At 61.9% G+C, this 25,231-nt stretch carries 19 protein-coding genes and 2 pseudogenes; 7 read left to right on the top strand and 14 right to left on the bottom strand.

The features are described from left to right. Positions 1-180 precede the first annotated feature (180 nt). From HHL14_RS28400 to HHL14_RS28390, 3 genes are all read right to left on the bottom strand, one after another. The gene (locus tag HHL14_RS28400; protein WP_169500925.1) at positions 181-852 is read right to left on the bottom strand and encodes a hypothetical protein; all 672 of its coding nucleotides are present in this window, start codon (positions 850-852) and stop codon (positions 181-183) included. A gap of 140 nt (positions 853-992) precedes the next feature. Beyond that, positions 993-2,477: a cytochrome-c peroxidase gene (locus HHL14_RS28395; protein WP_169500919.1), complete on the bottom strand. Its 1,485-nt coding sequence runs from the start codon at positions 2,475-2,477 to the stop codon at positions 993-995. Between the two features lie 235 nt (positions 2,478-2,712). Then, the gene (locus tag HHL14_RS28390) at positions 2,713-5,067 is read right to left on the bottom strand and encodes an alkaline phosphatase family protein (RefSeq protein ID WP_169500918.1); all 2,355 of its coding nucleotides are present in this window, start codon (positions 5,065-5,067) and stop codon (positions 2,713-2,715) included. Positions 5,068-5,453: 386 nt separating this feature from the next. On the opposite strand from HHL14_RS28390, the gene HHL14_RS28385 reads away from it, so the two are divergent. Then, positions 5,454-5,861: a GFA family protein gene (locus HHL14_RS28385; protein ID WP_169500917.1), complete on the top strand. Its 408-nt coding sequence runs from the start codon at positions 5,454-5,456 to the stop codon at positions 5,859-5,861. Positions 5,862-5,877: 16 nt separating this feature from the next. Here HHL14_RS28385 and HHL14_RS28380 read toward each other — a convergent pair whose 3' ends face one another. Continuing rightward, complete coding sequence (locus tag HHL14_RS28380) at positions 5,878-6,288, bottom strand: GFA family protein (RefSeq protein WP_169500916.1); 411 nt, start codon at positions 6,286-6,288, stop codon at positions 5,878-5,880. Between the two features lie 256 nt (positions 6,289-6,544). Here HHL14_RS28380 and HHL14_RS28375 point away from each other — a divergent pair, with 256 nt between their 5' ends. Next, positions 6,545-7,537: a TRAP transporter substrate-binding protein gene (locus HHL14_RS28375; protein WP_169500924.1), complete on the top strand. Its 993-nt coding sequence runs from the start codon at positions 6,545-6,547 to the stop codon at positions 7,535-7,537. Positions 7,538-7,702: 165 nt separating this feature from the next. Here the strand turns inward: HHL14_RS28375 and HHL14_RS28370 are convergent. The 6 genes and pseudogenes from HHL14_RS28370 to HHL14_RS28345 all read right to left on the bottom strand — a co-directional run. Then, a pseudogene (locus HHL14_RS28370) lies at positions 7,703-7,879 on the bottom strand (DUF2000 family protein); the annotation flags it as partial. Continuing rightward, positions 7,857-7,994, bottom strand: a pseudogene (locus HHL14_RS28365) (AraC family transcriptional regulator); the annotation flags it as partial. The pseudogenes HHL14_RS28370 and HHL14_RS28365, both read right to left, overlap by 23 nt. A gap of 220 nt (positions 7,995-8,214) precedes the next feature. After that, a complete protein-coding gene (locus HHL14_RS28360; protein WP_169500915.1) occupies positions 8,215-9,216 on the bottom strand; it encodes a response regulator in 1,002 nt (333 codons plus the stop codon). Next, positions 9,216-10,337, bottom strand: a complete 1,122-nt coding sequence (locus tag HHL14_RS28355; RefSeq protein WP_169500914.1) for a hybrid sensor histidine kinase/response regulator — start codon at positions 10,335-10,337, stop codon at positions 9,216-9,218. Before HHL14_RS28355 ends, HHL14_RS28360 begins: the two co-directional genes overlap by 1 nt. Before the next feature lie 7 nt (positions 10,338-10,344). Further along, positions 10,345-11,700 carry a sensor histidine kinase gene (locus HHL14_RS28350; protein WP_169500913.1) on the bottom strand — a complete coding sequence of 452 codons (1,356 nt, stop codon included), beginning with the start codon at positions 11,698-11,700 and terminating at the stop codon, positions 10,345-10,347. A gap of 22 nt (positions 11,701-11,722) precedes the next feature. Beyond that, complete coding sequence (locus tag HHL14_RS28345; RefSeq protein WP_169500912.1) at positions 11,723-13,111, bottom strand: class I SAM-dependent methyltransferase; 1,389 nt, start codon at positions 13,109-13,111, stop codon at positions 11,723-11,725. A gap of 1,106 nt (positions 13,112-14,217) precedes the next feature. On the opposite strand from HHL14_RS28345, the gene HHL14_RS28340 reads away from it, so the two are divergent. Together HHL14_RS28340 and HHL14_RS28335 are read left to right on the top strand one after the other, a co-directional pair. After that, a complete protein-coding gene (locus HHL14_RS28340) occupies positions 14,218-15,162 on the top strand; it encodes a DMT family transporter (RefSeq protein WP_407945315.1) in 945 nt (314 codons plus the stop codon). A gap of 113 nt (positions 15,163-15,275) precedes the next feature. After that, positions 15,276-16,046 carry an AAA family ATPase gene (locus HHL14_RS28335; RefSeq protein WP_169500910.1) on the top strand — a complete coding sequence of 257 codons (771 nt, stop codon included), beginning with the start codon at positions 15,276-15,278 and terminating at the stop codon, positions 16,044-16,046. 99 nt (positions 16,047-16,145) lie between these two features. On the opposite strand, the gene HHL14_RS28330 is transcribed toward HHL14_RS28335, so the two are convergent. The 3 genes from HHL14_RS28330 to pobA form a co-directional block, all read right to left on the bottom strand. Next, a complete protein-coding gene (locus tag HHL14_RS28330; RefSeq protein WP_169500909.1) occupies positions 16,146-17,213 on the bottom strand; it encodes an MBL fold metallo-hydrolase in 1,068 nt (355 codons plus the stop codon). A 74-nt stretch (positions 17,214-17,287) separates the two neighbouring features. Next, the gene (locus tag HHL14_RS28325; protein WP_169500908.1) at positions 17,288-17,944 is read right to left on the bottom strand and encodes a peroxiredoxin; all 657 of its coding nucleotides are present in this window, start codon (positions 17,942-17,944) and stop codon (positions 17,288-17,290) included. A 490-nt stretch (positions 17,945-18,434) separates the two neighbouring features. After that, positions 18,435-19,619 carry a 4-hydroxybenzoate 3-monooxygenase gene (pobA, locus tag HHL14_RS28320; RefSeq protein ID WP_169500907.1) on the bottom strand — a complete coding sequence of 395 codons (1,185 nt, stop codon included), beginning with the start codon at positions 19,617-19,619 and terminating at the stop codon, positions 18,435-18,437. A 183-nt stretch (positions 19,620-19,802) separates the two neighbouring features. Here pobA and HHL14_RS28315 point away from each other — a divergent pair, with 183 nt between their 5' ends. Next, positions 19,803-20,675 (top strand): helix-turn-helix domain-containing protein, encoded by an 873-nt coding sequence (locus HHL14_RS28315; RefSeq protein ID WP_169500906.1) that lies wholly within the window; start codon positions 19,803-19,805, stop codon positions 20,673-20,675. 95 nt (positions 20,676-20,770) lie between these two features. On the opposite strand, the gene HHL14_RS28310 is transcribed toward HHL14_RS28315, so the two are convergent. Then, positions 20,771-21,595 carry a CPBP family intramembrane glutamic endopeptidase gene (locus HHL14_RS28310; RefSeq protein WP_169500905.1) on the bottom strand — a complete coding sequence of 275 codons (825 nt, stop codon included), beginning with the start codon at positions 21,593-21,595 and terminating at the stop codon, positions 20,771-20,773. Positions 21,596-22,061: 466 nt separating this feature from the next. Here HHL14_RS28310 and HHL14_RS28305 point away from each other — a divergent pair, with 466 nt between their 5' ends. Next, positions 22,062-24,446 (top strand): bifunctional salicylyl-CoA 5-hydroxylase/oxidoreductase, encoded by a 2,385-nt coding sequence (locus HHL14_RS28305; protein WP_169500904.1) that lies wholly within the window; start codon positions 22,062-22,064, stop codon positions 24,444-24,446. Beyond that, entirely contained in the window at positions 24,443-25,219 is a 777-nt protein-coding gene (locus tag HHL14_RS28300) for an SDR family NAD(P)-dependent oxidoreductase (RefSeq protein WP_169500903.1), read from the top strand. Before HHL14_RS28305 ends, HHL14_RS28300 begins: the two co-directional genes overlap by 4 nt. Positions 25,220-25,231: the final 12 nt, after the last annotated feature.

The following is a 25,231-nucleotide window of genomic DNA, read 5'->3' as shown; positions in this document are numbered from 1 at the left end:
GCAGGCAGCGGCCCGCGGGCCGCTGCCTGAGACGCGATTGTGCGACGTTTCGGCTTCTTCTCCATCGGCATATCCATGGTGTTTTACCTCATGATATGCCTCGCCCACGAAATGACGGATAGGTTCGCAATGCCAGGCACAACGATAAAAAAGGCCCCCATCCAACGGGCCTTTCAAATATCACCGCTGAAAAACCTCATCCGCTACCCACCCCTCCGACGTCAGATGCACCCCCTCCCGCAACTGCATCGTCCCCTGCCCTTCGATCACCCGCTTGACCATCGGAAACACCCGCTGCGCGTCGGCATCCGTCGCCCACGGCGCCGGCTCGATCCTGTACGTATACACCACCGACGTCACCGTCTTGCCGTCCATCTGCATAGGTCGCTCCCACCCGACGACCTTATCGAGCTTCAGCGTCGCCGCACAAAAATCCGCCTGGTGCGTGACCCGCGACGTCGCAGTCGCCACCACTTCCGGAACGTGCAGGTAGTACTTCTTGCCTTCGTCGGTCAATTGATATTGCCGCGCCGACGCGACGATCTTCTTGCCCTCGCCGTCGACCCGCTCCACCATCATGTCCTTGCCCGTCACCAGACCCAGCTTCTCGAGCACCGGCATCTGGATCGCGTCGCGCGTGTGGTTCGCCTGGTCGTCGGTGGTCGTATAGATCGGCCAGTCGTATTTGGCGAGGCACAGATGGCCGCGCTTGTTCAGGTAGTCGTTGATGGTGGCCGTGAAGTTTTCCTGATTGGCGTCCTGGCTCTTGTCGTGGCAGCCGGCTGCCAGCGTCAGCGCAAACAGGGAAAGCGTGCCGCCTGCAAGGCGGGCGGCGGTGGAGCGTCGCATCATGGTGTTGTTGCTCTGGTTGAATGACTCGGTTTTCAAATGATCGTGTGTCCGGTGCCGCACCCAGGTGCGGCGAAACCGGGCGACGCGCGGTCCGTCGTGTTTGCGGCCGCGCATCGTCGCTTCAATAGCTTCAGCTCGACTCAGTTCACGCAGGCACCGCTCGTCGGTTGCGTCGCCGGCGGTTGATAGCCGTCCGTCAGCGTGTTCAGGAAGCAGACCAGATCCGCGATGTTCTGCTGCGTCAGCTGCGGCGTCGAATGGAACGCGCGCGGCTGTGCACCGTCCGCCGCGGTCGTGCCGCCCGCATCGGTTTGACCCTGACCCATCGGCAGTTCTTCGTCGATGTTGCCCTGGTACGCCGCCGGCAGATCGTTGAACGTCGTGACCGTCGCGCCCGATGCATACGTCGGGAACAACGCGTACGACGGGTTCTGCGTCGTCTGGCTGCTATTGCCACCGCTGCTCGGATACCAGTACTCCGGATTGGTATCGCGGGTGTTGTAGAAATTCAGCACCTGCGTAAGCGAGTGGAACACACCGTTGTGGAAGAACGCGGTACGCGTCGACACGTTGCGCAGCGTCGGCACCTTGAAGCGGCCGCAATACGGATCGGGCACGTTCACGCCGGTGAACGAATCCGGACCGCCGCCGCTCTTCGCGGTGCCCGGAGGGTGGATCGTGTTCAACGGACCGCACAGCCCCATGTCGTAGTACGCGGCATTCGTATTGCTCGGGATCGGGTCCGGGTTGTCCGGAATCGACGTGTCGTTGCGCGGCACGCCGATCGCCTGATACGTGAAGTCGGTCATCAGGCCCACCGAGCCGTTGAAGTTCGCACCCGCGTAGTGGCAGGCCACGCAGCCAGCGCCCTTGTCGGTGTCGTTGAAGAGTTCGAGACCGCGCAACTCCGCCGCCGTCAGCGTGCCGCCTACCTTGTTGGACTCGTACAGGTCGAACTTGCTCGAATACGGCGCGAAGCTCGGGTCTTCGGTCTGGTACGCCTGCAGCGCGAGGCCGATGTCGGTGAACACGGTGTCGCTATTCGAGAACACGCCCGAGCCGAACGCCTGCTGGAACAGCGACGCATACGACGCGCCCTGCACCACCTTCACGACGTCAGCCGCCGACGCGTTGTTCATTTCGAGCGGATTGAGCAGCGGCATCGACGCTTGCGTCGCGAGCGTGGTCGCGCGGCCGTCCCACATGAAGCCGCCGCCGGGCGCGTTCTGCGTGATGCCGTCGGGGTTATCGGCGATATCGTTGTACGCCGGCGTCATCGACTTGTAGCGCAGCGACGGCACCGCGCGCTGACCCGCCAGCGAAGGATCGGAGCCGAGCTGCACGGCGAGGCTGTTGGGCGGTCCGTAAGCGTATTGCGGGTTGTGGCAGGTCGCGCACGCCATGTTCTTGTTGCCCGACAGGTTCTGGTCGAAGAACAGCTGCTTGCCGACCTGCGCCGCCGCGCTCAGCGTGACTGTCGCGGGCGGCGCGACGCTGCTGGTCGTGCCGCTGCTGCCCGACGACGAGGTCTGGCTCGAACCGCTGCCGCCATCGCTGCCACCGCCGCCGCAGGCGGTCAATATCAGGGAGAGCGCGCACAGCACGCCGAGGGAAAGTGTTCGCATGTCGATCTGTGTTGCTGAGTCCGATTGCCGGGCGGTCCTGGCTGAGCCCTCGCGGGCCTGGCTAACGACGCATACGGCTAAGGCCGCGCGGCAATGGGACGAATGGAATGGAAAACTGCCAGACCACACGACAGGCGGTCCGGCAGCGAGCGCTCAAAGCTTCGGCACCCGTTAGCACCCGATCCGATCGTGGGCTACGCGGCGAACCGCGTGGCCCACATGTCGTTCGGCCTGCTTACTTCGCCGACTTCAGCGACCAGATGTTGGTCTGGGTCGCGTCCGGGCCAGCAGCACGCGAAGCCAGCGACGTACCCGTCACGTCGACCGTGTTCAGCTTCTGCGTGTAGGTTGCCGGCGTGATATACGCGTGGTTCATCGGACGCACCGAGTCGAAGTGCGTATCCGCGCTGCCCGCGAGTTCCGGCAGGTTCGCGATGTTGCTGGCGACGAACGACTCGCTGTACTTCGCACGCGCGAGGTAGGTGTACGGCTGGGCCGGATCGGCGACCTGGAACATGTCCTGCAGCGTGCGCACGAACGAGAAGTGGCTGTACTCGTCGCTATCCACGACGTTCGGGTTCGCCTGGTTCGTCGCGACGCCGAACACCGAGTTGCCGTGACCATGGTTGCCCTGGTTGTAGAGCACCGTCGTCGTCGGCGAGTACTTACCGCTCGCGTACGTCAGCGGAGCCTGGTTCACGTTCGACGTAACCGGGTTCCAGCCGCAGCACGAGGTCGAGCTGCCCTCGCCTTCGTCGAACATCACGACGATCGCGACCTTGCGGTTCGGGTTGGTCCAGATCGGCGATGCCTGGATCTTCGCCACCACCTGACGCACGTAGTCGTCGCCACGCTGCACGATGGCCGTGCTGCCGCCCGAGCACGACGGATCCGAGCCGGTGCCGTGCATGTCGTCGCACTGGTCGGGCATGATGAAGTTCAGGTTGCCCACGTCGCCGGTCGCGAGGTCGGTGCTGAACTGGTCGTAGTTGTAGTTCGTCGGGATCGTATAGTCCTTCGACTGCGCCAGTTGCGTCGCGCCGTACTGCGTGCCGAAGATCGTGCGGTTGTTGGCGAAGAACTCCGGCAGATTACGCGCCGTCTGATACGGCATCGCCGGGCTGTGCTTGGTCTTGTACAGCGCGCCCGGCAGCGGGTAGGCCGTGCCGTTCGAACCCGGACCCGTGTAGGCAGCCGAGATCGTCGTTTCCGCGATGCTGTCGGCACGCGGGTCCTGACCCGGGTTCATCGACTCGCTATAGGTCCGCCACGTCATGCCGGCTTGCGACAGCAGCGTGAACAGGTTCGGCGCCTGGATGTTGTGGTTCGCGATCGAGCCGGTCGACGAGCACGAGGCGCTGGTGTAACCGGTCAGGTGCGAGGTGTCCGTCGGCGGCAGTGCGCCGGTCGCGACGAGCGGCTGGCCGTCCGAAGCGGTGCCGCCGGCGAAGGCCTTGTCGGTCGGTGCGTTCGCGCCGGTCGTGCCCGCGCCGCAGCCCCACCAGTTGTCGTCGACGATACCCCAGTCGTCCGCGCCGCCGAGTGCCGTGTAGTTCGGCTCGCTCGGGTTGCCGGTCGAGTAGTAGGTCGTGAACTGCGCGTTGCTGGTCAGGAACGTGTTGATGTACGGCGCGTTCGTCGAGCCGAGAATACCCGGCGTGCCCGGAACCGGACCCACGCTGTGGTTCTCCAGCATGATGATGAACACGTTGTCGTAGCGCGGAATGCCTTCGACGTTGAACGCGGCCTGCTGCGCCTGTGCGTACGTGATCGGCGCCTGGGTCTGCGTCGACTTCACGGCCGTCAGCGCGGTCACGCCCGATGCGCCGACGATCGACGGATCGCCGCCCGTCATCGCGAGGTTGTCCGGGTACATGTCGCCGCGATCGAACTTGGTCGTCGCGTACGTGTAGCGGTTCGTCAGCTGGTTGTCTTCGAACAGCAGCGATTGCTGCTCGATGCCCGACAGCTTGTTCACGTCGCCGAGCGCGTCAGCCGCGCTGACCGTCACCGACGATGCGCCCAGCGCCGCGACGCTCATGCGCGAGGCGAGGTTGGCCTTTTCGGTTGCGTAGTCGGTGCCGTTCGCTTCGACGAGACGCTGCACTTCGCTCGACATCGGGCTGATCACGATGTTCGTCGCGCCCTGGTCGGCGATCTGTGCCGTCGAAGCGCGCAGGATCATGTGGTTTGCGACAGCCGCGCCGTTCGCGGTGTTGGTCGCCTTGGTGCTGACGTCGGCGATCAGTTGGCCGCTCGCGCTCGATTGCAGCGAGAAGTGACCCTTGCTGTCGGTCGTCGCGCTCGGCTCGCCCGAATCGCACTTGCCGTTGCCGTTGACGTCGAGGCAGACCGTCGCGCCCGAGTAGTAGCCGGCTGCGATCGTCGGATTGCCGGACGCGTTGCCTGCCGTGAACGCCGACGCGGTGACGACGCCCGAGTAGGTCGTCGGCTGCGTCGTGTTACCGCTACCGTTGCTGGCCGAAGAACTGGAGTTGTGATCGCTACCGCCACCGCACGCCGCGAGAACGCAGGCGGCCGCAATCGAGGTAAGAAGTAGAGTGGTGCGTGGTGCTGGACTGACCGACATTGTGGGACCCCTGTTGGTTTGGATGTACGACTTTTTTCCGCCCGAGTGGAAACAAATCCATGTTTTTTACGCAGCGGGATTATCGGGTCCCTATGTTCCTGTTTTGTGACATCAAACCTTTATTGAAAGGTTTTCTTGGCGTTTGTTTACAGAGTTTTACCGAATGCGCGTAAAAGCGCTTTATCCTGGAATTACGCGTCGCTTTAGCCCGAATTTCGGCGCGCATTTCATTGAATTGCAACGCTGATCGGTTATTCGCGCGAGCTGGAATGGGAGATAATGAGATTGATTCGCTATTTCGCGAATTATTACTTATTGCTTTCCATATTCTTTCATATATCGCACATCGACGTCGGGCAATTAATCAACTCAAATCGGAGAGTCCAATGCTGCGCACCTATCGTGGAAGCTGTCATTGCCAACTCGTGCAATTCGAAGCGCGAATTGATTTCAGCCGCGGCACGTCGAAATGCAATTGCAGTTTCTGTAGCCGGTTGCGCTTCTGGAACGTGAAGGTACGGCCGGAAGCATTCCGCCTTCTCTCCGACGCCGCCGCATTGAGCGACTATCAGGGCAACAATCCGGTCGCGCATCACCCGTTCTGCAAGCGCTGCGGCGTCCACGTATTCGATCGTATCGAGATGCCGAACGGCACCGGCTATCCGTATATCAACGTGAACATCCTGTGCCTCGAAGAACTCGATCTCGACGAAGCATTGAATGCGCCGATCAGCTATCACGACGGCTTGCACGACAATTGGGGCAATGCGCCGGCGCAAACCCGGCATCTTTGATCGACGATCGACGCGCTCAGGGCGCTCTGCCCGCATGTTGGGGAATGGCTGCGTCGTGCGCATCCAGTCGATGGCGCTCGCCGGTGAATTGAACGAACTCGGCCTCGAACCGCGCGGGGTCGTCGAGCGTGCCCGCATAAATGGTCACGATGTGCGGCGCGTGATGCGGCGTGCCGAATAGCAGACTGCCGCACTCGGGGCAGAAATGGCGCGTCGTGGGCATGCCGCTGCCGCCGGTCTTCGTATAGGCCTTGATGGCGCCGTCGAACGAAAAGTCCGCGGCATTCACCACCACGACCGGCACGCCTGCCGCCCCGGACGCACGCTGACAATCCCGGCAATGACAGACGAGTTGCGCGAGCACGGCGCCGCGTGCTGCGTAGTGCACCGCGCCGCACAGGCAGCGGCCTAGCCAGGCTTCCGACATGAAGTTTCTCCTGTTGAGTTTCGTTGTCTGAGCGTCTTCCTGCTGCTGTCTGAGCGCTTCAACTTATCAGACAACATTCATCTTCGACGCTCTCAGCCAAAGTTGCGCCGACCCTTTCGACACTTTTCACGGGTAAACACCGTATGTACAACGTCAGCCACGCTTTATAGAATCGTAAGTCATCGTACAACTTGTCGAGTCTTCGCGAGCGAGCGCGCTCCTCGCATCAGCCGATCCTATTGAAAAAGATCCCATGATGAAAATGAAATTTGCTTCCGTGCGTATTCCAGCGATTCTCGCGGCCTCCCTGCTCGCGTTCGGCGCCGGCTCGGCGCAAGCGCGCGTGTTCCGCGTCGCCGACGTGCACGGCGACACGTACCCGACCAACATGGCCGTGAAGTTCATGGGCGAGGAAATCAACAAGGCGACCAACGGCAAGGACTCCGTGAAGGTGTTCGGCAACAGCGCACTTGGTTCGGAGAACGATACGATCGACCAGGTCCGCATCGGCGCGCTCGACATGACGCGCGCAAACGGCGCGGCATTCAACGAGATCGTGCCGGAATCGATGATCCCGTCGCTGCCGTTCCTGTTCCGCGACATCGATCATTTCCGCAAGGTGATGTACGGCCCGGAAGGCCAGAAGATTCTCGACGCGTTCAGCGCGAAGGGCATGATCGCGCTGACGTTCTATGAAAGCGGCGCACGCTCGATGTACGCGAAGAAGGCGATCAAGTCGCCGGCCGACATGAAAGGCCTGAAGGTGCGCGTGCAGCCGTCGGACCTGATGGTCGACGAAATCCGCGCAATGGGCGGCATCCCGACGCCGATGCCGACCGCCGAGGTATATACGGGGCTGAAGACCGGCATCGTCGACGGTGCGGAAAACAATCTGCCGACCTATGAAGAAGGTAAGCACTTCGAAGTGGCGCAGGTCTACTCCGAAACCCAGCATTCAATGACGCCGGAAGTGCTGGTGTTCTCGAAGAAGGTGTGGGACACGCTGTCGCCGCAGGAACAGCAGATCATCAAGAAGGCCGCGGCCGACTCGGTGCCGTACTACCAGAAACTGTGGACCGCGCGCGAGGCCGATGCGCTGAAGACGGTGACGAAGGGCGGCGTGACGGTCGTCACGGCGACGCAGATCGATCGTCCGGCATTCGTGAAGGCGATGCAGCCGGTGTGGGCGAAGTACGAAAAGACCCCGCAAATGAAGCAGCTCGCCGACGAAATCCAGGCGGTCAAGTAAGTCTCGGCATCTTTGTCGCGGTGGCAGGTGTGGGGCGGGTAGAACGCGCCCGCGCCTGTCGCCGCCATCGCGGCTTTTAATCCAGTCGTCATTGCGACTGCCCACGCGGGCATGCGTTCGCTATCGCCCACTCACGCGCCGCGCCTCCCCGCCTCCCTCACTCACTCACTCGTGCAAAGCGATGCCTTTCACGGCCTTGTCGACGGCCTTTTTAGGCCCGTGCAACGCCAGTCCCACCAGATCGAGATTCGCCGCATCGTCGGCGCGGAACACCTCGCGATTGGCCGCATCGTGTCCGGTCGAAAACATCGCGTGCACATAAGGCACGATCGTGATCGTGCGGATCGTAGGCGTGACCGCTGAAATGCGCGCGCAGACTTTCGATGCCGGTTTCCGGGTCGCGTCGCGCGACGAGCCAGTGGTCGGGCTGGTCGCTGCGCGCGGGCGTGCTGGTCATGGGTTGGGGTGGCGGGTAAGCGCCGGGGATGGTGTGACTAGCGACTAGTGTACGGCAGCGCGGAACGGGTGGTGAGTGCGGTGACGGCAATGGGGCACGCTCATGACAAAGCGGCCACGGCCGACATGGGCACCGGGGCGGCACTCACCCGGAGATCCCACATCGGCCGTGGCCGCTTTGGTTTTTGCTGCTTTCGGTCCTCGCGGCTCGTGCCGCGCGCTCAGAACTGCTCGATCCAGGTCGCGAGACGATCGGCGGGGAAGTCGCCCTTTGGCTCGGCGGAGCGGAACGCAATCGCATTGCCTTCGCGCGTCGGCTCGAGCGCGACGCCGTTGCCGTCCAGCCAGAGCAGGCCCGCCAACCACAGCGCGTGCTGGCTCGACACCGCCTGAGTGCCGGCTTCCGCGAGGAACTCGGCGAGCGCCGCCGGCTCGTCCCAGAGAAAGCTCCCGCCTTCACGCCGCACCTTCAGGCCCGCTTCCGCGAGTGCTGCGGCCAGCGTCGCGACCGCGTCGCCCGCTGCAGCACCGACGTGCCGGCTACGCAGCGCCGCCAGGCTGCTCGCGACCGTATGGCCGAAGGTGCCGCTGCGCACGCTCTCGGCACCGACCAGATCGGAGTAGTCCTGCAGCAGCCAGTCCGGCTCGGAATTCTGCGCATCGGCGAGCACCGCCGCGGCCAGATAGGTTTCCACCGGCTGGAAGCGCTCGGGCCCAATCAGCGTCGCGGACAGCGTGCGCACCAGACCGATCCGCGTCGCGACCGTCTGCTTCTGCAGCACGCCGAGCTTTTCACGCAGCAGCTGGTCGCGCTCCTTGCGCAGGTCGGCCAGCTCGAGCGCCTGCTTCAGCTCCATGCGCAACGCGGTGATGTCCCACGGCTTCTTGATGTAGCGGTGGATATGACCGAGGTTGACGGCAGCGACCGTCTGGTCGATTTCCGAATAGGCGGTGGTCAGAATCCGCACGATGTGCGGATAGCGCTCGCTCGCGTAGCGCAGCAGCTCGTTGCCGAATTCGCCCGGCATGCGCTGGTCGGAGACAAGGACCCCCACCCTGTCGCCATGCGCGTCCAGCAGCGCCTTGCCTTCTTCCACCGAGCCGCCCGTCAGGACCGGCGCCAGGCTTCCGATGGCACGCTGGAAGTACTTAACGGCCGTGGCTTCGTCGTCGACGAAGATGATCGCCGGTGTCGAATCCTGGGTGGCATTTGCTTCGTTCATCAACAACTCCTGTGCGTTTGACCTTTGATAAGGGGGAATTCCAGCACGACGGTGGTGCCTCCCCCAGGCGTGGACTCGATCCTGAGCCCGCCGCCACAGGACTGCATGACGCGGTTACATAGAATCAGGCCCAAACCGTTACCACCGGATTTCGCGTGCGTTGTAATAGGGTCCGTCAACAGGCGGGCCTTGATCTCGGGCGGAATACCCGGGCCGTTGTCGCAGATGGCGATGCTGGGCGCCGGCCCCGCCGTCACGGTAAAGCGCACCGACGGCGCAGCCACCGCCGCGAGCGCGCGCAACGCATTCGACAGCAGCGACGACAGCACCAGCGCCACGCAATTGGGCTGCGTCACCACAGCAAAATCGCCGACCACCTCGACCTGCACCCACGAGCGTTGCGCCGGCGTCAGCGGATAGGTATCGAGCAACGCGGAGATCAGCCCGTGCGCGGTGGCCTCGCTGCGCGCGTCGTCGTCCTCCTGCTGCCGGCGGCCGTTGTGAACCGAGCGCCAGAACGACGACACCACCGCCATGCAGTACTGCGCGCTGTCGCGCATCGACTTCGCCGCGCCGAGAATTTCCCCTTCCGCGTCGAGCTGCACGTTGGTGCGATCTTCGATACTGTGCGCGTTCAACGCAATCGCCGCGAGCGGCGTGTTCAGTTCGTGCGCGATGAACGCCAGCGTCTCGTCGATCGCGATCAGGCGCTGGTTCTGCATTGCCCGTTCGTGGTGTCGCTCGAACGCCAGTTGCAGCGTGTCGCGCACGGCATCCGGGCGGAGCGGCTTTTCGAGGATGCGGAACACCTCGCCGGTGTTGACCGTCTGCAGCAGCATCTCGACGTCCGCGTAAGCAGTGACCAGAATGCGCACGATGTGCGGATACTCCTGCGCGACCTGGCGCAGCAGCTCGCCGCCATCGCGGCCCGGCATGCGGAAATCCGTGACCAGCACCGCAATGCGCGCATTGTCCTGACGCAGGATCGCGATAGCCTCGTCGCTGCTCTTCGCGAGCAGAACTTCGTAATCCGCACTAACCGTGCGGGCAAAATATTTGCATGCCAACTCTTCGTCGTCGACGTAGAGAAGAGTGAGCTGTGTCTGTCTGATGTCGTTCATGGTGTTCTCAGGGTGCCGGCGACAGATCGAAGCTGAACGACGCCCAGCTTCCCAACTCGCTCTCGGCGAACAGCAGGCCGCCATGACGTTCGATCACCGCATAGCTGATCGACAGCCCCAGGCCGAGGCCCTGTCCTACTTCACGGGTGGTAAAGAACGGCTCGAAGACCCGCGCGAGATTCTCCGGCGCGATGCCCGGGCCGTTGTCCTTCACCGTCACATGCAGGCGATCTTCGGTCCACCTCACGTTGATGTGAATCGACGGCCCCGGCGTGGCCGCCTTGCGCATCGCCAGCACCGCGTTGGACAGCAGGTTGATCAGCACGCCGATGATCGCCGCTTCGTCGCCCTGCACCAGCGTATCCGCGGGCAGGTCGCGCGTCACGGTGACACCGCGCAATTCGTGGCCGACGAGACGGATCGCCGAATCGAGCGCCTTTTCGAACAGGAACGGCGTGCCCAGTTCGGCCTCCGCGCCCGGCTTGCGGTACGCGAACGTCTTCAGGTCCGACACGATGTGCTGAATCCGCTGCATCCCCTGACGCGCGTCGACCAGACACTCGTTCAGCGTCGGCTCCGTTCTGGAAATGGGCTCTTCCAGCGCGACCTCGATCGCCATCAGGCAGAAATTCACCGGATTGTTGACTTCGTGCAGCAAGCCCGCCGCCAACGTACCGATCGCCGCCATTTTTTCCTGCTGCAGCAATTGCCCCTTGATATCGAGCAACTGGCGGTTGATCACTTCGAGCTCGGCATTCTTGGCCGACACCTCGGCGTTTTTCGCGGATACCTCCGCTTTCAGGCGAAATAGCATGAAGCGCACCCGCTCGTTGAAGAACGTATAGACCGCGCTGGCGGCAGCGGCGAACAGCAGCAACATCACGTTCACGCTCATCGTGCCGAGCGGCACGCCGCCATGCGGAGGCAGCAGACAGGCGAGCAGGTACAGCACACACGACAGCACGCCGAACACGAGGTTTTGCCACAAGCCGAACGGCAACGCAATGCCGGAGGCGAAGATCGCGAGATTCAGCCCCATGTAGTAGGGCGACAGCACGCCGTCGGTGCGCCAGATCATCCACGAGATCATGATCTGCGGCAGCAATAGCCACGACAGCGTCAACCACGACGTCATGCGCCGACCCATGTCGGTGTCCAGCAACGCGACAATGCCGCCGATCAGCAGCGACACGAACAGCCGCGCCACCGCGAACGGCATCTGCAGCTCCGGATACTGCGCGAAATCCAGCCCCACGCCGAGTAGGACCAGCGCGATGGCGGTAAGCGCGCCGCCGCGGCTGAAATTGACGCGGAAGTCGGCGAGCTCGGATTGATAGCCTGCGTGCAGTTGACTGGTAGTCATCGATGGGGTGTCTTCTGACGTTTCAGAGGATCGTGGCTTCCGCGAACACATTCACCCCCGTCTCGTCGACATAGAGCTTCGGGTCGGCGGAATTCGGCGGCAACAGCGAACTCATGCCGCTCTCGTTCCGATAGATCAGATACCACTCCAACAGATGCTCCATGCCGTACTTCTCGGGATTCGCCGAGTGGACGTTGGTGACCAGCAACTGACCGCCCGGCCGCGTGCGCGCGGCGAAGTAATTCAACAGGCGCGCGCAGACCTTGTCCGACAGATAGTCGAACAGACCCGCGCAATACACCGCGTCGAATTCGCGCGCGGACGGGTCTGCCGAGATCTTGCGCTTGAGCAGATCGTGCACCGATTGATGCACCATTTCCACCGATACCTTGTGCCCGGCACCGCGCGCCGAGCTTTCGATCGCGTCTTTGGTAAACGCCAGCGTTTCCTCGCTGAAGTCGACCAGCTGGAACGACAGCCACTCGGGCTGCGCATATTCGCGTACGAAGCGTTGAATCTCGAACGCCGGTCCGCAACCCACATTGAGAATGCGGAACGGCCGGCCGGCCGCGCGCGCCTTGTCGGCCACGCGCGTCAGGAAATCGATCAGCAACGTGATGCGGTTGCGGTGCGCGGTCGCGACCGCGGCCTGCAGGAACGCAGTATTGACGATCTGGAAGTAAGTGGTCGGCCCCTGCTGCGGATCGCTGAGGATCTGGTTGACCATTTCGTAGTCGCCCGCATAGCCGAGCGGCTTGGTAAACGTGCGATAGACGAAAGGCGCGCGCAACAGCAACGGATGCAGTGCCGATTGCGCATAAGTACGATGCACGGGCGCGATTTCCGCGTCGACACGCTGCGCTTCTTCCTCGAGCCGGTCGAGATAGAACTTCATCTTGAGCATGATCGGCGTGGCGAGTTCGTAGAACAGATCCTCGCGCAGCCTGCCTTCGTTCTTCGGCAGGCTTTCGGTCAGATCGACCTGCTCGACCCAGCGCGATACTTCCGATAGAAACGCGCGCATTTCGTTGACGACGATCTGATAGTCGCGCCGGATATTGAAGCGCGCGTCCCAATCGGTAATGAAGAGTTCGGCTTCGCGCCCAACCGATTTCGCTTCATTGGGCAGCACGCTCAGTTCGCGCCATTCGTCGATCAATGCGAGCGACACCACCGCGGTGAGCCCGGTATTCACCAGGCTGACGACCACCGCCTTGCCGAGATAGGCGTTCTTGCTGCCCATCCTCACACTGAGTTCGCTTAACACCTCGCTGACCTGCACGATGGAGTACGGGTTATAGACCTCCATCACCAGCGACTTTCTCTGGAGGTTGATGATAGTCCCGCGCACATGCTCGCGCTGCGAGTTGCGGAAGCTGACCACCGGGTCGATTTGCGTCTGAGAGTACACGGTATAAGTACCTGAGGAATCCGGGAAACGCAGTGGAGTGTGGGATGAAATTCAGTGAATGGCTGCCGCACGAACGACCTCGAAATACGAGTCGTGAACGTGGTTCAAACCAGTGTTGCACTGGAAACACCCAAACCCTTTTTTTGCCGAAGTGATTCCGGCGGGTTGCAGTGTAACATCAACACTGTCAATCCTGCGTTACGCCAAATTCAGGATAAAGCATGTTCACAAGTCCACGCTGCGAGTAGCGATACGCAATGGAAAGTGCGTTTTGGGATGAACTGATTTTTTGACGTTTTTACGCGGCGCCAATGCATAGCACAGGAAAGCACTGCGATAAGTGGGATCGGACACGCAATTCAATTCGCATTGAATAAGATTAAGACTGCTTTTGACGTCGTTCAATATGGAGACAACCATCTATTCGATTAATCTGTCTGCCGGCACGCGTTTATGCGCAGCGATTTGATCGTGCCCACCGATCCACCGGGCTCGTTGGGCAGTCACGCAGATTCGTAGAACTTCGCCGCGCATTTTCCAGAGACATCACACACGCTCCGGTCATCACACGCGAGGTTCGCGCGATTGCGGCACAATTGTTAGACCCACGGGTGCCTGCAACGCAGGTGTGAAGGTCCTCATCACTCGCCAGCGTACGGTCGGAAAAATCGCCCGACCCAGTAGTGCGGACATAGCAGCCGGCGTAACGTCCGGTCGCCCGTGGCAACCCATTGCGGCAATCGCCGCAAACGCGCGCCGCGCCGCCTGACTTTACATTTACATTGATATATAATTTCGCGCGCCCTTCAGGTCATCGCCATAAGCTATTCCCCGAAAAGCACGCCATTTACCGTCGGCGAATCCCGCCCATGCGGAAAGCGGGTGAACACTTCGCGGCAATGTCGAATCCGCAATGAACGGATCCCAATGCGGCCATCACGGGCGTCCGCTCATCAAGCATAAAAATAAAGCAATAAGACAAAGCACTGCCGCGGTCAATCCACGCTGTGCGCAACGACAAGCTCATTCGAAACATGACAGCATCCGCCAACACGACCGGAGCACGCGATTCCACGCGGCTTTTCACTCAACCCAAGGTGCTCGTCATGCTGGCGACGCTATGCTGCCTGCTGTGGGGAAGTTCATATCCGGCCATCAAGATCGGCTATGCCATGCTGGGCATTACGCAGAACGACATTCCTTCGAAGCTCGTCTTCGCCGGCTACCGCTTCGTTCTCGCGGGTGTCATTCTGCTGGTCCTCGCTGCCTTGTCGAACAAGCCGATTTTCCGGCTGAATCGACGCCATGCCGGACAACTGATGCTATTGGGCTTCACGCAAACGGCCATTCAATATGTGTTCTTTTATATTGGCCTCGCCTATACCACCGGCGTGCGCGGCTCGATCCTGAATTCGACGACGACCTTCTTCAGCGTATTGCTCGCGCATTTCATTTACCGCAACGATAAAGTCTCGCCGCGCAAAGCACTGGGATGTCTGCTGGGATTCATCGGCGTCATGGTCGTCAATTTCGGCGATGGCACACTCGAATTCGCTTTTACGCTGCGCGGCGAAGGTTTTATCGTGATTGCCGCATTCGTGCTTTCGGCCGCGTCGATTTACGGCAAGCGCATTTCGCAAGGTATGGACGTGATGGTCATGACTGGCTATCAACTCGGCTTCGGCGGCATCGTGCTGGTGGCAGCAGGTTATGCATCCGGTGGTGCGTTGCATGAATTCACGTCGGGATCGATGGCCCTGCTCGGTTATCTGGCGCTGCTGTCGTCGGTCGCTTTTACGTTGTGGAGTCTGCTGCTCAAATACAACCCGGTCGGCAAGGTCACCGTCTTCAATTTCCTCGTGCCGGTATTCGGCACCGTGCTCTCCGCGATCTGCCTGAACGAGAACATCATGGAATTGAAGAATCTCGTCGCGCTCGTGCTGGTATGCGGCGGCATCTGGTTGGTGACGCGCGCACCGCAGCGCGCGGCTTATGCGAAGCCGGACCCGGCAATCGCGAATGCGCGCGACTGCCGGCAAAGCCCGAGCTGAGCGAACGGCATGTCACGACTGGCCGCCGATCGGCCAGCCGGTTACCAGGATTCGACATCGGCCGCCGGATTGGCGACAATCGGCCGATAGCGGCATCCCGGTCACCACTCATCATGATCATCTCCTCGCAGTTCGTCTCGCGCATCGATCTGAAACCGGACGCCGGCGCCAACGCCAACGTTTCGCAATACCCGTTCAATCTCCCCGCCATCCGCTCGCTCGGCACGCTGGAACTGCATCCGAAAGTCACCTACTTCGTCGGCGAAAACGGTTCCGGCAAATCGACGCTGCTCGAAGCGCTAGCCGTCTCAATGGGCTACAACGCCGAAGGCGGCAGCCGCGATCTGCGCTTCCAGACGCGCGACACCCACTCCGGGCTGCATGACCGGCTACGCGTGTCGAAAGGATTCCGGCGCCCACGTACAGGCTATTTCCTGCGCGCGGAGAGTTTCTACAACGTCGCGAGTTCGCTCGATCAGATCGAGGAAGATCCGCTCACGGCCGGCGTGCTGGCGTCGTATGGCGGCCGCTCGCTGCACGCGCAGTCTCACGGCGAATCGTTTCTCTCGCTGGTGATGAACCGCTTCGGTCCCGAAGGGCTGTATCTGCTCGACGAACCCGAGGCTGCGTTATCGCCGCAACGGCAGCTCGTGATGCTCGCCCGGCTGCATCAGCTGGTCCGGCAGCAGTCGCAGTTCGTGATCGCGACTCACTCGCCGATTCTGATGGCCTATCCGGATGCATGGATCTATCAATTCGGCGCCGACGGCATCCAGCGCATCGATTACGAAGACACCGAGCACTATCGGATCACGCGCGACTTTCTCGCCAATCCGCAACGGATGTTGAACGTGTTGCTGGAAGAAACCGACGAGGACGAATAGCGGCGAGCGTTGCGCGCCGGCGCGGTTTCATGAGCCGCTTTATGAGCGCCCTTTGCAGGCGGCTTTAAGAGCGCTGTTGCGCGCCCTCACGCCTCACGGTCAAACGGCATCCAACGCCACCGGCAATCCTTCGGTGCGCCAGCGCAGCATCCCGCCGGCCAGATTCGCGACCTGGCCGAAGCCCGCCTTCGTCAGCAGCACGCTGGCCTGCGCCGAACGCACGCCGGAGCGACACACGGCCACCACCGGCCGCTCGCGATCCAGTTCGTCGAGCCGCCCGGTCAGCTGCGACAGCGGCACCAGCTTCGCCCCCGGCAGATGGCCCAGACGGTCGATGAATTCCGGCGCCTCGCGCACGTCGACGATCTGGAACGTCGCGCCATGTTCGAGCAGCGCCATCGGCTCGATCTCCCACACGCCGCTGAAGCGCAGCGTCAGCGGCGCCCAATCGGGCGTTTCCGTCGCCAGCGCGGCGCCGCCCTCCGGCTGTCCGCAGCGCAGATTGGCCGGTACGGCGACCGCCATCAGCTTCGGATGCGGAAGATTCAGGTTGTTCATATGCCCGGTGAAATCGCCGATATCGACATCGCCGCCCAGACGCGGATTGAAGCGCCGCTCTTCGGCCACGCTCGTGACGGTAATGCCGCGATAGTCGTGCGCCGGATAAAGCAGGCAGTGGGCGGGCAGCGTCAGGATCTGCTCGTGCACCGACGCGAACAGCTGCTGCGGACTGCCTTCCTGGAAATCGGTGCGGCCGCAGCCGCGGATCAGCAGGCTGTCGCCGGTAAAGGCCATGCTCTCGTCGTCGAGCACGTAGGTCAGGCAGCCGCTGGTGTGGCCGGGTGTCGCGCGCACGTTCAGGTGACGCGTGCCGAAGTCGATGCGATCGCCGTGCCGCAGCGGCCGCGTCACGCCCTCGGCATCGACCGCCGCCGCCAGCGCGATCTGGCTACCGCAACGCTGCCGCAAACGCCAGGCGCCGGTCACGTGGTCGGCGTGCACGTGGGTGTCGAGCGTGGTCAGCAGCCAGAGGCCCAGCTCCTGCAGCAGCGCCTGGTCGCGCGGCACCTGCTCGTAGACCGGGTCGATCAGCAGCGCTTCACCGCTGTCGCCCAGCAGGTAGGTATAGGTCGACGAAACGGGATCGAACAACTGGCGAAAAATCATTGCGAATCCCCGAAGAAGAACGGGCATGAAGGCCTGGGGCGCTCGCCCCGGGCCTTCGCCGCGAGTTCGCGAGATCAGCCCGGTTGCTTGGTGGTGCGCAGATACGGCTTGATCGTCTTGAAGCCCGGGAAAAGCTTCGCCGCCTCGTCGTTGCTGACCGCGCCGGTGATGATCACGTCGTCGCCCTGCTTCCAGTTGACCGGCGTAGCCACCTTGTGTTTCGCGGTCAGTTGCATCGAATCGAGCACGCGCAGGATTTCGTCGAAGTTGCGGCCGGTGGTCATCGGGTAGGTCAGCATCAGCTTGATCTGCTTGTCCGGGCCGATGATGAACACCGAGCGCACGGTCGCGTTGGTCGCGGCGGTACGTCCTTCGCAGCTGTCGCCAGCCTCGGCCGGCAGCATGTTGTACAGCTTCGCGACCGTGAGGTCCGTGTCGCCGATCATCGGATACTTGACGGCGGCGCCTTGCGTTTCCTCGATGTCGGCCGCCCATTTGTCATGCTCTTCGACCGGGTCGACCGACAGGCCGATCAGTTTCGCATTGCGCTTCGTGAACTCCGGCTCGATCTTCGCCATGTAGCCGAGTTCGGTCGTGCAAACCGGCGTGAAATCCTTCGGATGGGAGAACAGGATCGCCCATTGATCGCCGATCCAGCTGTGGAAATCGATGGTGCCCTGCGTGGTGCGCGCGGTGAAGTTGGGCGCGACGTCATTGATACGAAGAGACATATTGCCGTCCTGTGAAGTAGTGGTTAAGCGGAAGACCCTGGCGAAGCGTGTCCGACGCCGCGCCGTATGCGACGCGTTGCCGAGGGTTCACTGCCGTGCGGAAGTTTCAGCCCTCGTGTGCCGGGCGGCAACAACATTGCGCGGCCGGCGGTGAGAATTCAAATATAGCGCGTTACGGCGCGACGTATGTGGATGCTAGCCCTAAATGGGCCGGACGCGAGGGTCATGGTACGGCTTCCCGGCCGGCGGACAGTCGGCAGCAAAAAGGCGGTAAAACATGGAGGTCCGCTGTCGCGGTGGGTGTGGATGGCGTACGGCGCGGCGGAGTGCGTTGCGCGTCGGCGCGGCGAGCCGCAGAAAACCTGCATGGGAGGTTTGTGTGCGGGAAGAGGAAGAGAGAGGGAGAGGATGTTTCGGGGTGCGTGGCAGCACCCCGAAAAAGAGTCCTTGCAGGAAGCGAGGACGTCTTGACCCGGCGTAACCGGCCTTTTTATTCGATCGGATCGTACGGCAAACCGACGTAGTTTTCCGCGATCGTTTTGAGCCCGGCTTCGGAGTTCGTGTAGTAGTCGTAGTCGGTACGCTGCATGCGCTTGTCGAACGCGTCGCGCTCCGAGAACTCGTGCAACAGGTTCGTCATGAACCACGAGAACCGTTCCGCCTTCCACACGCGGCGCAGCGCGATCTGCGAATACTTCTCGACCAGATCGGTACGGCCCTCGCGGTAGACGCGGGTCAGAATCCGGTACAGCGTGCTCACGTCGCTCGCGGCCAGATTCAGGCCCTTCGCGCCGGTCGGCGGCACGATGTGCGCGGCGTCGCCGACGAGGAACAGCTTGCCGTACTGCATTGGCTCCACCACGTAGCTGCGCAGCGGCGCGATGCTCTTTTCGAGCGCCGGACCGGTAACGACCTTGTCGGCAACGTCCTTCGGCAGGCGTGTCTTCAGTTCTTCCCAGAAGCGCTCGTCGGGCCAGTCCTCGACCTTCTCGGTCAACGGTACTTGCAGGTAGTAGCGGCTGCGGGTCGTGGAACGCTGGCTGCACAGCACAAAACCGCGTTCGTGATGCGCATAGATCAGTTCGTGATTGACCGGCGGCGTGTCGGACAGCATGCCGAGCCAGCCGAACGGGTAGACGCGCTCGTAGTGGGTGAGCACTTCCTCGGGGATAGTCTTGCGCGACACGCCGTGAAAGCCGTCGCAGCCGGCAATGTAATCGCAATCCAGATGGTGGGTCTCGCCGTCCTTTTCGTAGGTGACGTACGGCGCTTCGCCCTTCACGTCGTGCAGACGGACGTTGGCTGCTTCGTAGATCGTCGTCGCGCCACTCGCCGCGCGCGCGGCCATCAGATCGCGCGTCATCTCGGTCTGGCCGTACACCAGCACCGACGAACCGCCCGTCAGCTTCTTCAGATCGATGCGGTCACGCCGGCCGCCGAACACCAGCTCGATACCGTCGTGAACGAGGCCTTCCGCGTCCATGCGCTCGCTGACGCCCGCTTCGCGCATCAGGTCGACCGTGCCCTGTTCGAGCACGCCGGCGCGAATGCGGCCGAGCACGTATTCGCCGCTCTGGCGCTCGATGATTACGTTGTCGATACCCGCCTTGTGCAGCAACTGCCCCAGCAGCAGCCCGGACGGTCCGGCGCCGATGATCGCGATGGTGGTTTTCATGATCGATGTCTCCTGTGTTCATTTACACCGTGAACTGCCGCTCTGTGGTGCGGGCTCCGATATCTGCCGCCACGGTCGAAATTGCATTTTTCTAGAAACACGCGACACTGATAAGGCATTTTTTCGGATTAAAATTGGACTTTTAGAAAGTATCGGGCGGATCGACTTACCGCCGACGAACCCATGAAGCAGCCGTCACAGCACGACATCCCCGTCTTCAATTTATACGGTGAAGGGCGCGACTGGAGCACGCTCGATTTGCTGCACTGCGAGTCGATCCCCGAGCGCAGCAGCCTGCATGACTGGGAAATCCGCCGCCATCGGCACGCGGACCTCGCGCAGATCCTTTACGTGCAGAAGGGCACCGCGGAACTCGAAATCGAAGGAGAGACAACCCGCATCGACATGCCATCGGTGCAGATCGTCCCGCCGATGTGCGTGCACGGCTTCCAGTTCTCGCCGGAGGTGGACGGCTACGTGATCACGATCGCCGCGCCGCTGATGAACTGGCTGCAGCAGCAGATGGACGCGCCGCGCCGGGTTTTCGAACATCCGGGTTGCCATGCGGTCGGCGACGATCGCGCGTATCTGGACACGCTGTGCGGAAAGCTGAACGAGGAGTATGGGCTGCCTGCGCCGTCGCGCGATCTGCTGCTGCGCTCGCTGGTCAGCGCGCTCGTGGTGTGGGTCAGCCGGCAGGCCCAGCAGGGCGAGGAACGCAGCGAACGGCGGGATCGCGGGCACGCTCATCTGAAGGCGTTTTACAGCCTGGTCGAAAAACACTACCGCGAGCATCTCGCGATCAGCCATTACGCCGATCAGTTGGGGGTGACGCCGGTTTATCTGAATATGGTTTGTCAGCGGCTCGCGGGTAAAAGCGCGCTCGCCCTCGTGCATCAGCGATTGATGCTCGAAGCAAAACGCAGCCTGACTTATACCGCGCTGAGCATCGCGCAGATTTCGGATTTTCTCGGTTTCACCGAGCCGGCTTATTTCACGCGGTTTTTCAAGCGGTTTACCGGGGTCACGCCGAATGCGTTTCGGAAGCCGGATTGAAATGGTTTCGGGTCATACGTCACGCAATGTAGTTCTCCGTACCGGCGCGCTTTCCACGGTCTGCCTGCCATCACATTCGGTCGATACATCCCGTCTCAACTGCGCAGACTCGTCGGCACCTTGATACCAAGCAACCTGAACAGCAGCCACGCGCCAGGCACACCGATCGCCAGCGCCGTCGGATACCACATGAAAGGCATCCCCCATTCGCCGCAGACGGCCCTCACATCGGGGCCGCAGCGCAGCGCGGTCAGCGTAACCGCCGTGTTGTAAAAAGCGTGCAAGAGCATGCCGGGGATCAACGAACGCGTGCGCTCATACATCCAGCCGATTAGTAGCCCCACCACAAACGCGACCACGAACTGATAAACGTTCATATGCGCCAGTCCGAATATCAGAGCGGAATAGACGATCGCGCGCGACGACGAATACTGCCGCAAAAAGCTGCGAAGAAAAATGCCACGAAAAAGCAACTCCTCCACAACCGGCGCAATCACGCATACAAGGAAAACGGAACTCAGACCATCGGTTATAAAGTAGTAGCCGGCCTCGCGTCGGGCGTCGCTCAGCGGAAACCACTGAACCGTTACCCACTGCAACAGATTCTCGACGACCAGTAATCCTGGAGTTATCAGCAGCACAGGCAGCAGGAAAAGTCCGAGCGTCGAACGCCATGAAAAGCGATCACCCTCGACCAGTCCGCGATAAGTCAAACCGTTCTGGTCGAGCAGCACCGCGAATCCCACCCCGTAGGCAAGCACACGAGCAATATCCGCAATCGCCATTTTCTTGAGTCCGGCTGCGGTGCCGAGGCCCGCAATCAACGCCCCCGTCAGATACTCCAGAAAGAAAAGCGCAATGACAATGAAAAGCGCCTCCACGAAGTTCGGGAAGCAATAGGTTCTACGATTCGAATTCATACTAAAATTTTTTAATCCGTCCGGCCGCCACCGCATTCAGATATGTGCGTCATCCGACTCACGGAATTTTTCGATTTCCCGAATCTAACGGAGCTACGACGAAAGATGAATGGGATTCGTCCAGAGATTCATCTTAATTGACGAAAATTTACGATAACTCCGACACGACGCAGATCGACGAAAGCTATCCGCGAGTAATGCAGATGTTCAGTTTGGTTTAAAGGTATGTGTGCCTTTGGCAATTTCATTCAACTTGCATCAGATCAGCTGCTTTTTTAGAACACATCAGAGCCTGAAATTGGCGCGCTGCCAACGACGGCGGACTTCAAGCGGTGCATCGGCGCCGCCCCCGCAAACGCTCGAACTCCCTGGGAAAACCCTGGCCACCAGCTTCATCCATTTACTTGACATTTAAATTATCCAGACCTAAATTAACCTCACAGCAGAGTCCATTTGGGGAACCAGCATGCGCATAGTCTGTATCGGTGGCGGTCCAGCGGGCCTGTACTTCAGTCTGTTGATGAAGCAACGCAACCCCGGCTACGACGTCACGGTGGTCGAGCGCAACCGTCCGTACGACACCTTCGGCTGGGGCGTGGTGTTCTCCGACCAGACGCTCGGCAATCTGCGCGCCGCCGACGCCCCGAGCGCCGACGCAATTCTCGATGCGTTCAATCACTGGGACGACATCGAAATCCACTTCCGCGGCCGCAGCGTGCGCTCGTCGGGCCATGGCTTCTGCGGCATCGGCCGCAAACGTCTGCTGAATATCCTGCAGGCGCGCTGCGAAGAGCTGGGTGTGAAGCTCGTGTTCGAAACCCAGGTCGTCGACGACAGCACGTACGACGCGGACCTGATCATCGCGAGCGACGGCCTGAACAGCATGGTCCGGCAAAAATACGCGGACACCTACCAACCCGACATCGACGTGCGCGACTGCCGCTTCGTGTGGCTCGGCACGAAGAAGCTGTTCGACGCATTCACCTTCGCGTTCGAAGAAACCGAATTCGGCTGGTTTCAGGCGCACGCGTACCGCTTCGACGACCAGACCTCCACCTTCATCGTCGAAACGCCGGAGCGCGTATGGCGCGCCGCCGGCCTCGACGAAATGAGCAAGGAAGACAGCATCGCGTTCTGCGAAAAGCTGTTCGCGAAGTACCTCGACGGTAATCCGCTGATGTCGAACGCGTCGCATCTGCGCGGCTCGTCGCAATGGATCCGCTTTCCGCGTGTCGTCAACAAGGAGTGGGTACACTGGCGCACCAACGCGAACGGCACGCGTACGCCGATCGTGCTGATGGGCGATGCCGCGCACACCGCGCACTTCTCGATCGGCTCGGGCACCAAGCTCGCGCTCGAAGACGCGATCGAACTCGCGAACAGCATGAGCGCGCATCCGGGTTCGCATCCGAACGATCTGGCCGCGGCCTTGCAGCACTACACCGAGGTACGCAGCGTCGACGTGCTGCGCATCCAGAACGCCGCGCGCAATTCGACCGAATGGTTCGAGCACGTCGACCGCTATACGTCGTTCGAGCCCGAGCAGTTCGCGTATTCGCTGCTCACGCGCTCGCAGCGCATCTCGCACGAAAACCTGCGCGAGCGCGATTCGCGCTATCTGTCCGGCTTCGAAGACTGGCTCGCGAAGCGCGCGGGCATCGAGCGTGCGGTGGATAAGCATTCGATTCCGCCGATGTTCACGCCCTTCACCGTGCGCGGCGTCACGCTGAAAAATCGCGTGATGGTGTCGCCGATGGCGCAATACCTGGCCGTCGACGGCATCCCCGGCGACTATCACCTGATGCACCTCGGCGCGCGCGCGATGGGCGGCGCCGCGCTCGTGATGACGGAGATGACCTGCGTGTCGCCCGAAGCGCGCATCACGCCCGGATGTCCCGGCATGTACACGCCCGAACAACTGGCCGCATGGAAACGCATCGTCGATCTGGTGCATCTGCAATCGGACGCGAAGATCGGCATCCAGCTCGGCCACTCCGGCGCGAAAGGCTCGACGCGCGTCGCATGGGAAGGCATCGACCAGCCGCTGACCGAAGGCAACTGGCCGCTGATTTCAGCGTCGCCGCAGCAGTATCTGCGCGGCATCAGCCAGCATTCGCGCGAAGCCACCCACGAAGAGATGCGCGAGATCGAGCAGCAGTTCGTCGACGCGACGCGCATGTCGATCGAAGCGGGCTTCGACTGGCTCGAATTGCACTGCGCGCACGGCTATTTCCTGTCGAGCTTCCTGTCGCCGCTCACGAATCGACGCACCGACGAATACGGCGGCTCGCTCGAAAATCGTCTGCGCTATCCGCTGCGGGTGTTCAACGCGATCCGCGCGGTATGGCCGCAAGACAAGCCGATCTCGGTGCGGATTTCCGCGCACGACTGGGTCGAAGGCGGCAACACGCCCGACGACGCGGTGAAGATCGCGCAAGCGTTCAAGGCGGCCGGCGCGGACATGATCGACGTGTCGTCGGGTCAGGTCAGCAAGGAAGAGAAGCCCGTGTTCGGCCGCATGTTCCAGACGCCGTTCGCCGATCGCGTGCGCAACGAAGCCGGTATCGCAACGATCGCGGTCGGCGCGATCTCGGAGGCGGACCACGTGAACAGCATCATCGCGGCAGGCCGTGCGGATCTGTGCGCGATCGCGCGTCCGCATCTGGCGAATCCGTCGTGGACGTTGAACGAGGCCGCGAAGATCGGCTACCTCGACGTCGCGTGGCCGAAACCCTACACCGCCGCGAAGATGCAGCTCGAACGCAACCTCGAACGCGAACGCGCGCAGGCGATCGCGAACGCCGGCCTGACGGCGCAACAACGCGCGCAACGCGCCGAAGGAACCGTGTGAACACGTCGTCGGATACCTCACTGGCCGGGCAGCACGCGGTCGTCACCGGCGGCGGCAGCGGCATCGGCGCGGCCATTGCGCAAGCGCTGCTGCAAGCGGGCGCGCGCGTCACGCTGATGGGCCGCAACGCGCAACGGCTCGAAGCACAACGCGAACACTGCGCGGCGCTTGGCGACGTTGCGTGCATCAGCATGGACGTCACGCAGGAAGACTCGGTGGCACGCGCGTTCGAACAGGCAGGCGCCGTCGATATTCTCGTCAACAACGCGGGCCAGGCGCAGGCCGCGCCGTTTTCGCACACCGACATGGCGCTCTGGCAGCGCATGCTCGACGTGAACCTGACCGGCGTCTTTCTCGGCACGCGCGCGGTGCTGCCGGGCATGCTGGAGCGCGGCCATGGGCGCATCGTCAACGTTGCGAGCACGGCCGGTCAGATCGGCTATGCGTACGTCGCTGCGTATTGCGCGGCGAAGCACGGCGTGATCGGTCTGACGCGCTCGCTCGCACTCGAAACCGCGACGCGCGGCATCACGGTCAACGCGGTGTGCCCCGGCTACACCGAAACCGAGCTGCTGCATGCGTCGCTCGAACAGATCACCAGCAAGACCTCGCGCACCGAAGCGCAGGCGCGCGAAACGCTGTTGCGCTCGAATCCGCAGCGCCGCTTCGTCAGCCCCGCACAGGTCGCCAACGCGGTGCTGTGGTTGTGCAGTCCCGGCGCGGAAGCGATCACCGGACAATCCATTTCCATTTCCGGCGGAGAAGTGATGTGAACAAGCCGACCC

This window comes from Paraburkholderia antibiotica, assembly GCF_012927125.1.
Lineage (GTDB): Bacteria > Pseudomonadota > Gammaproteobacteria > Burkholderiales > Burkholderiaceae > Paraburkholderia > Paraburkholderia antibiotica.
Note: the sequence above shows the minus strand (reverse complement) of the source record. Positions and strands in the feature narration are given on the sequence as shown.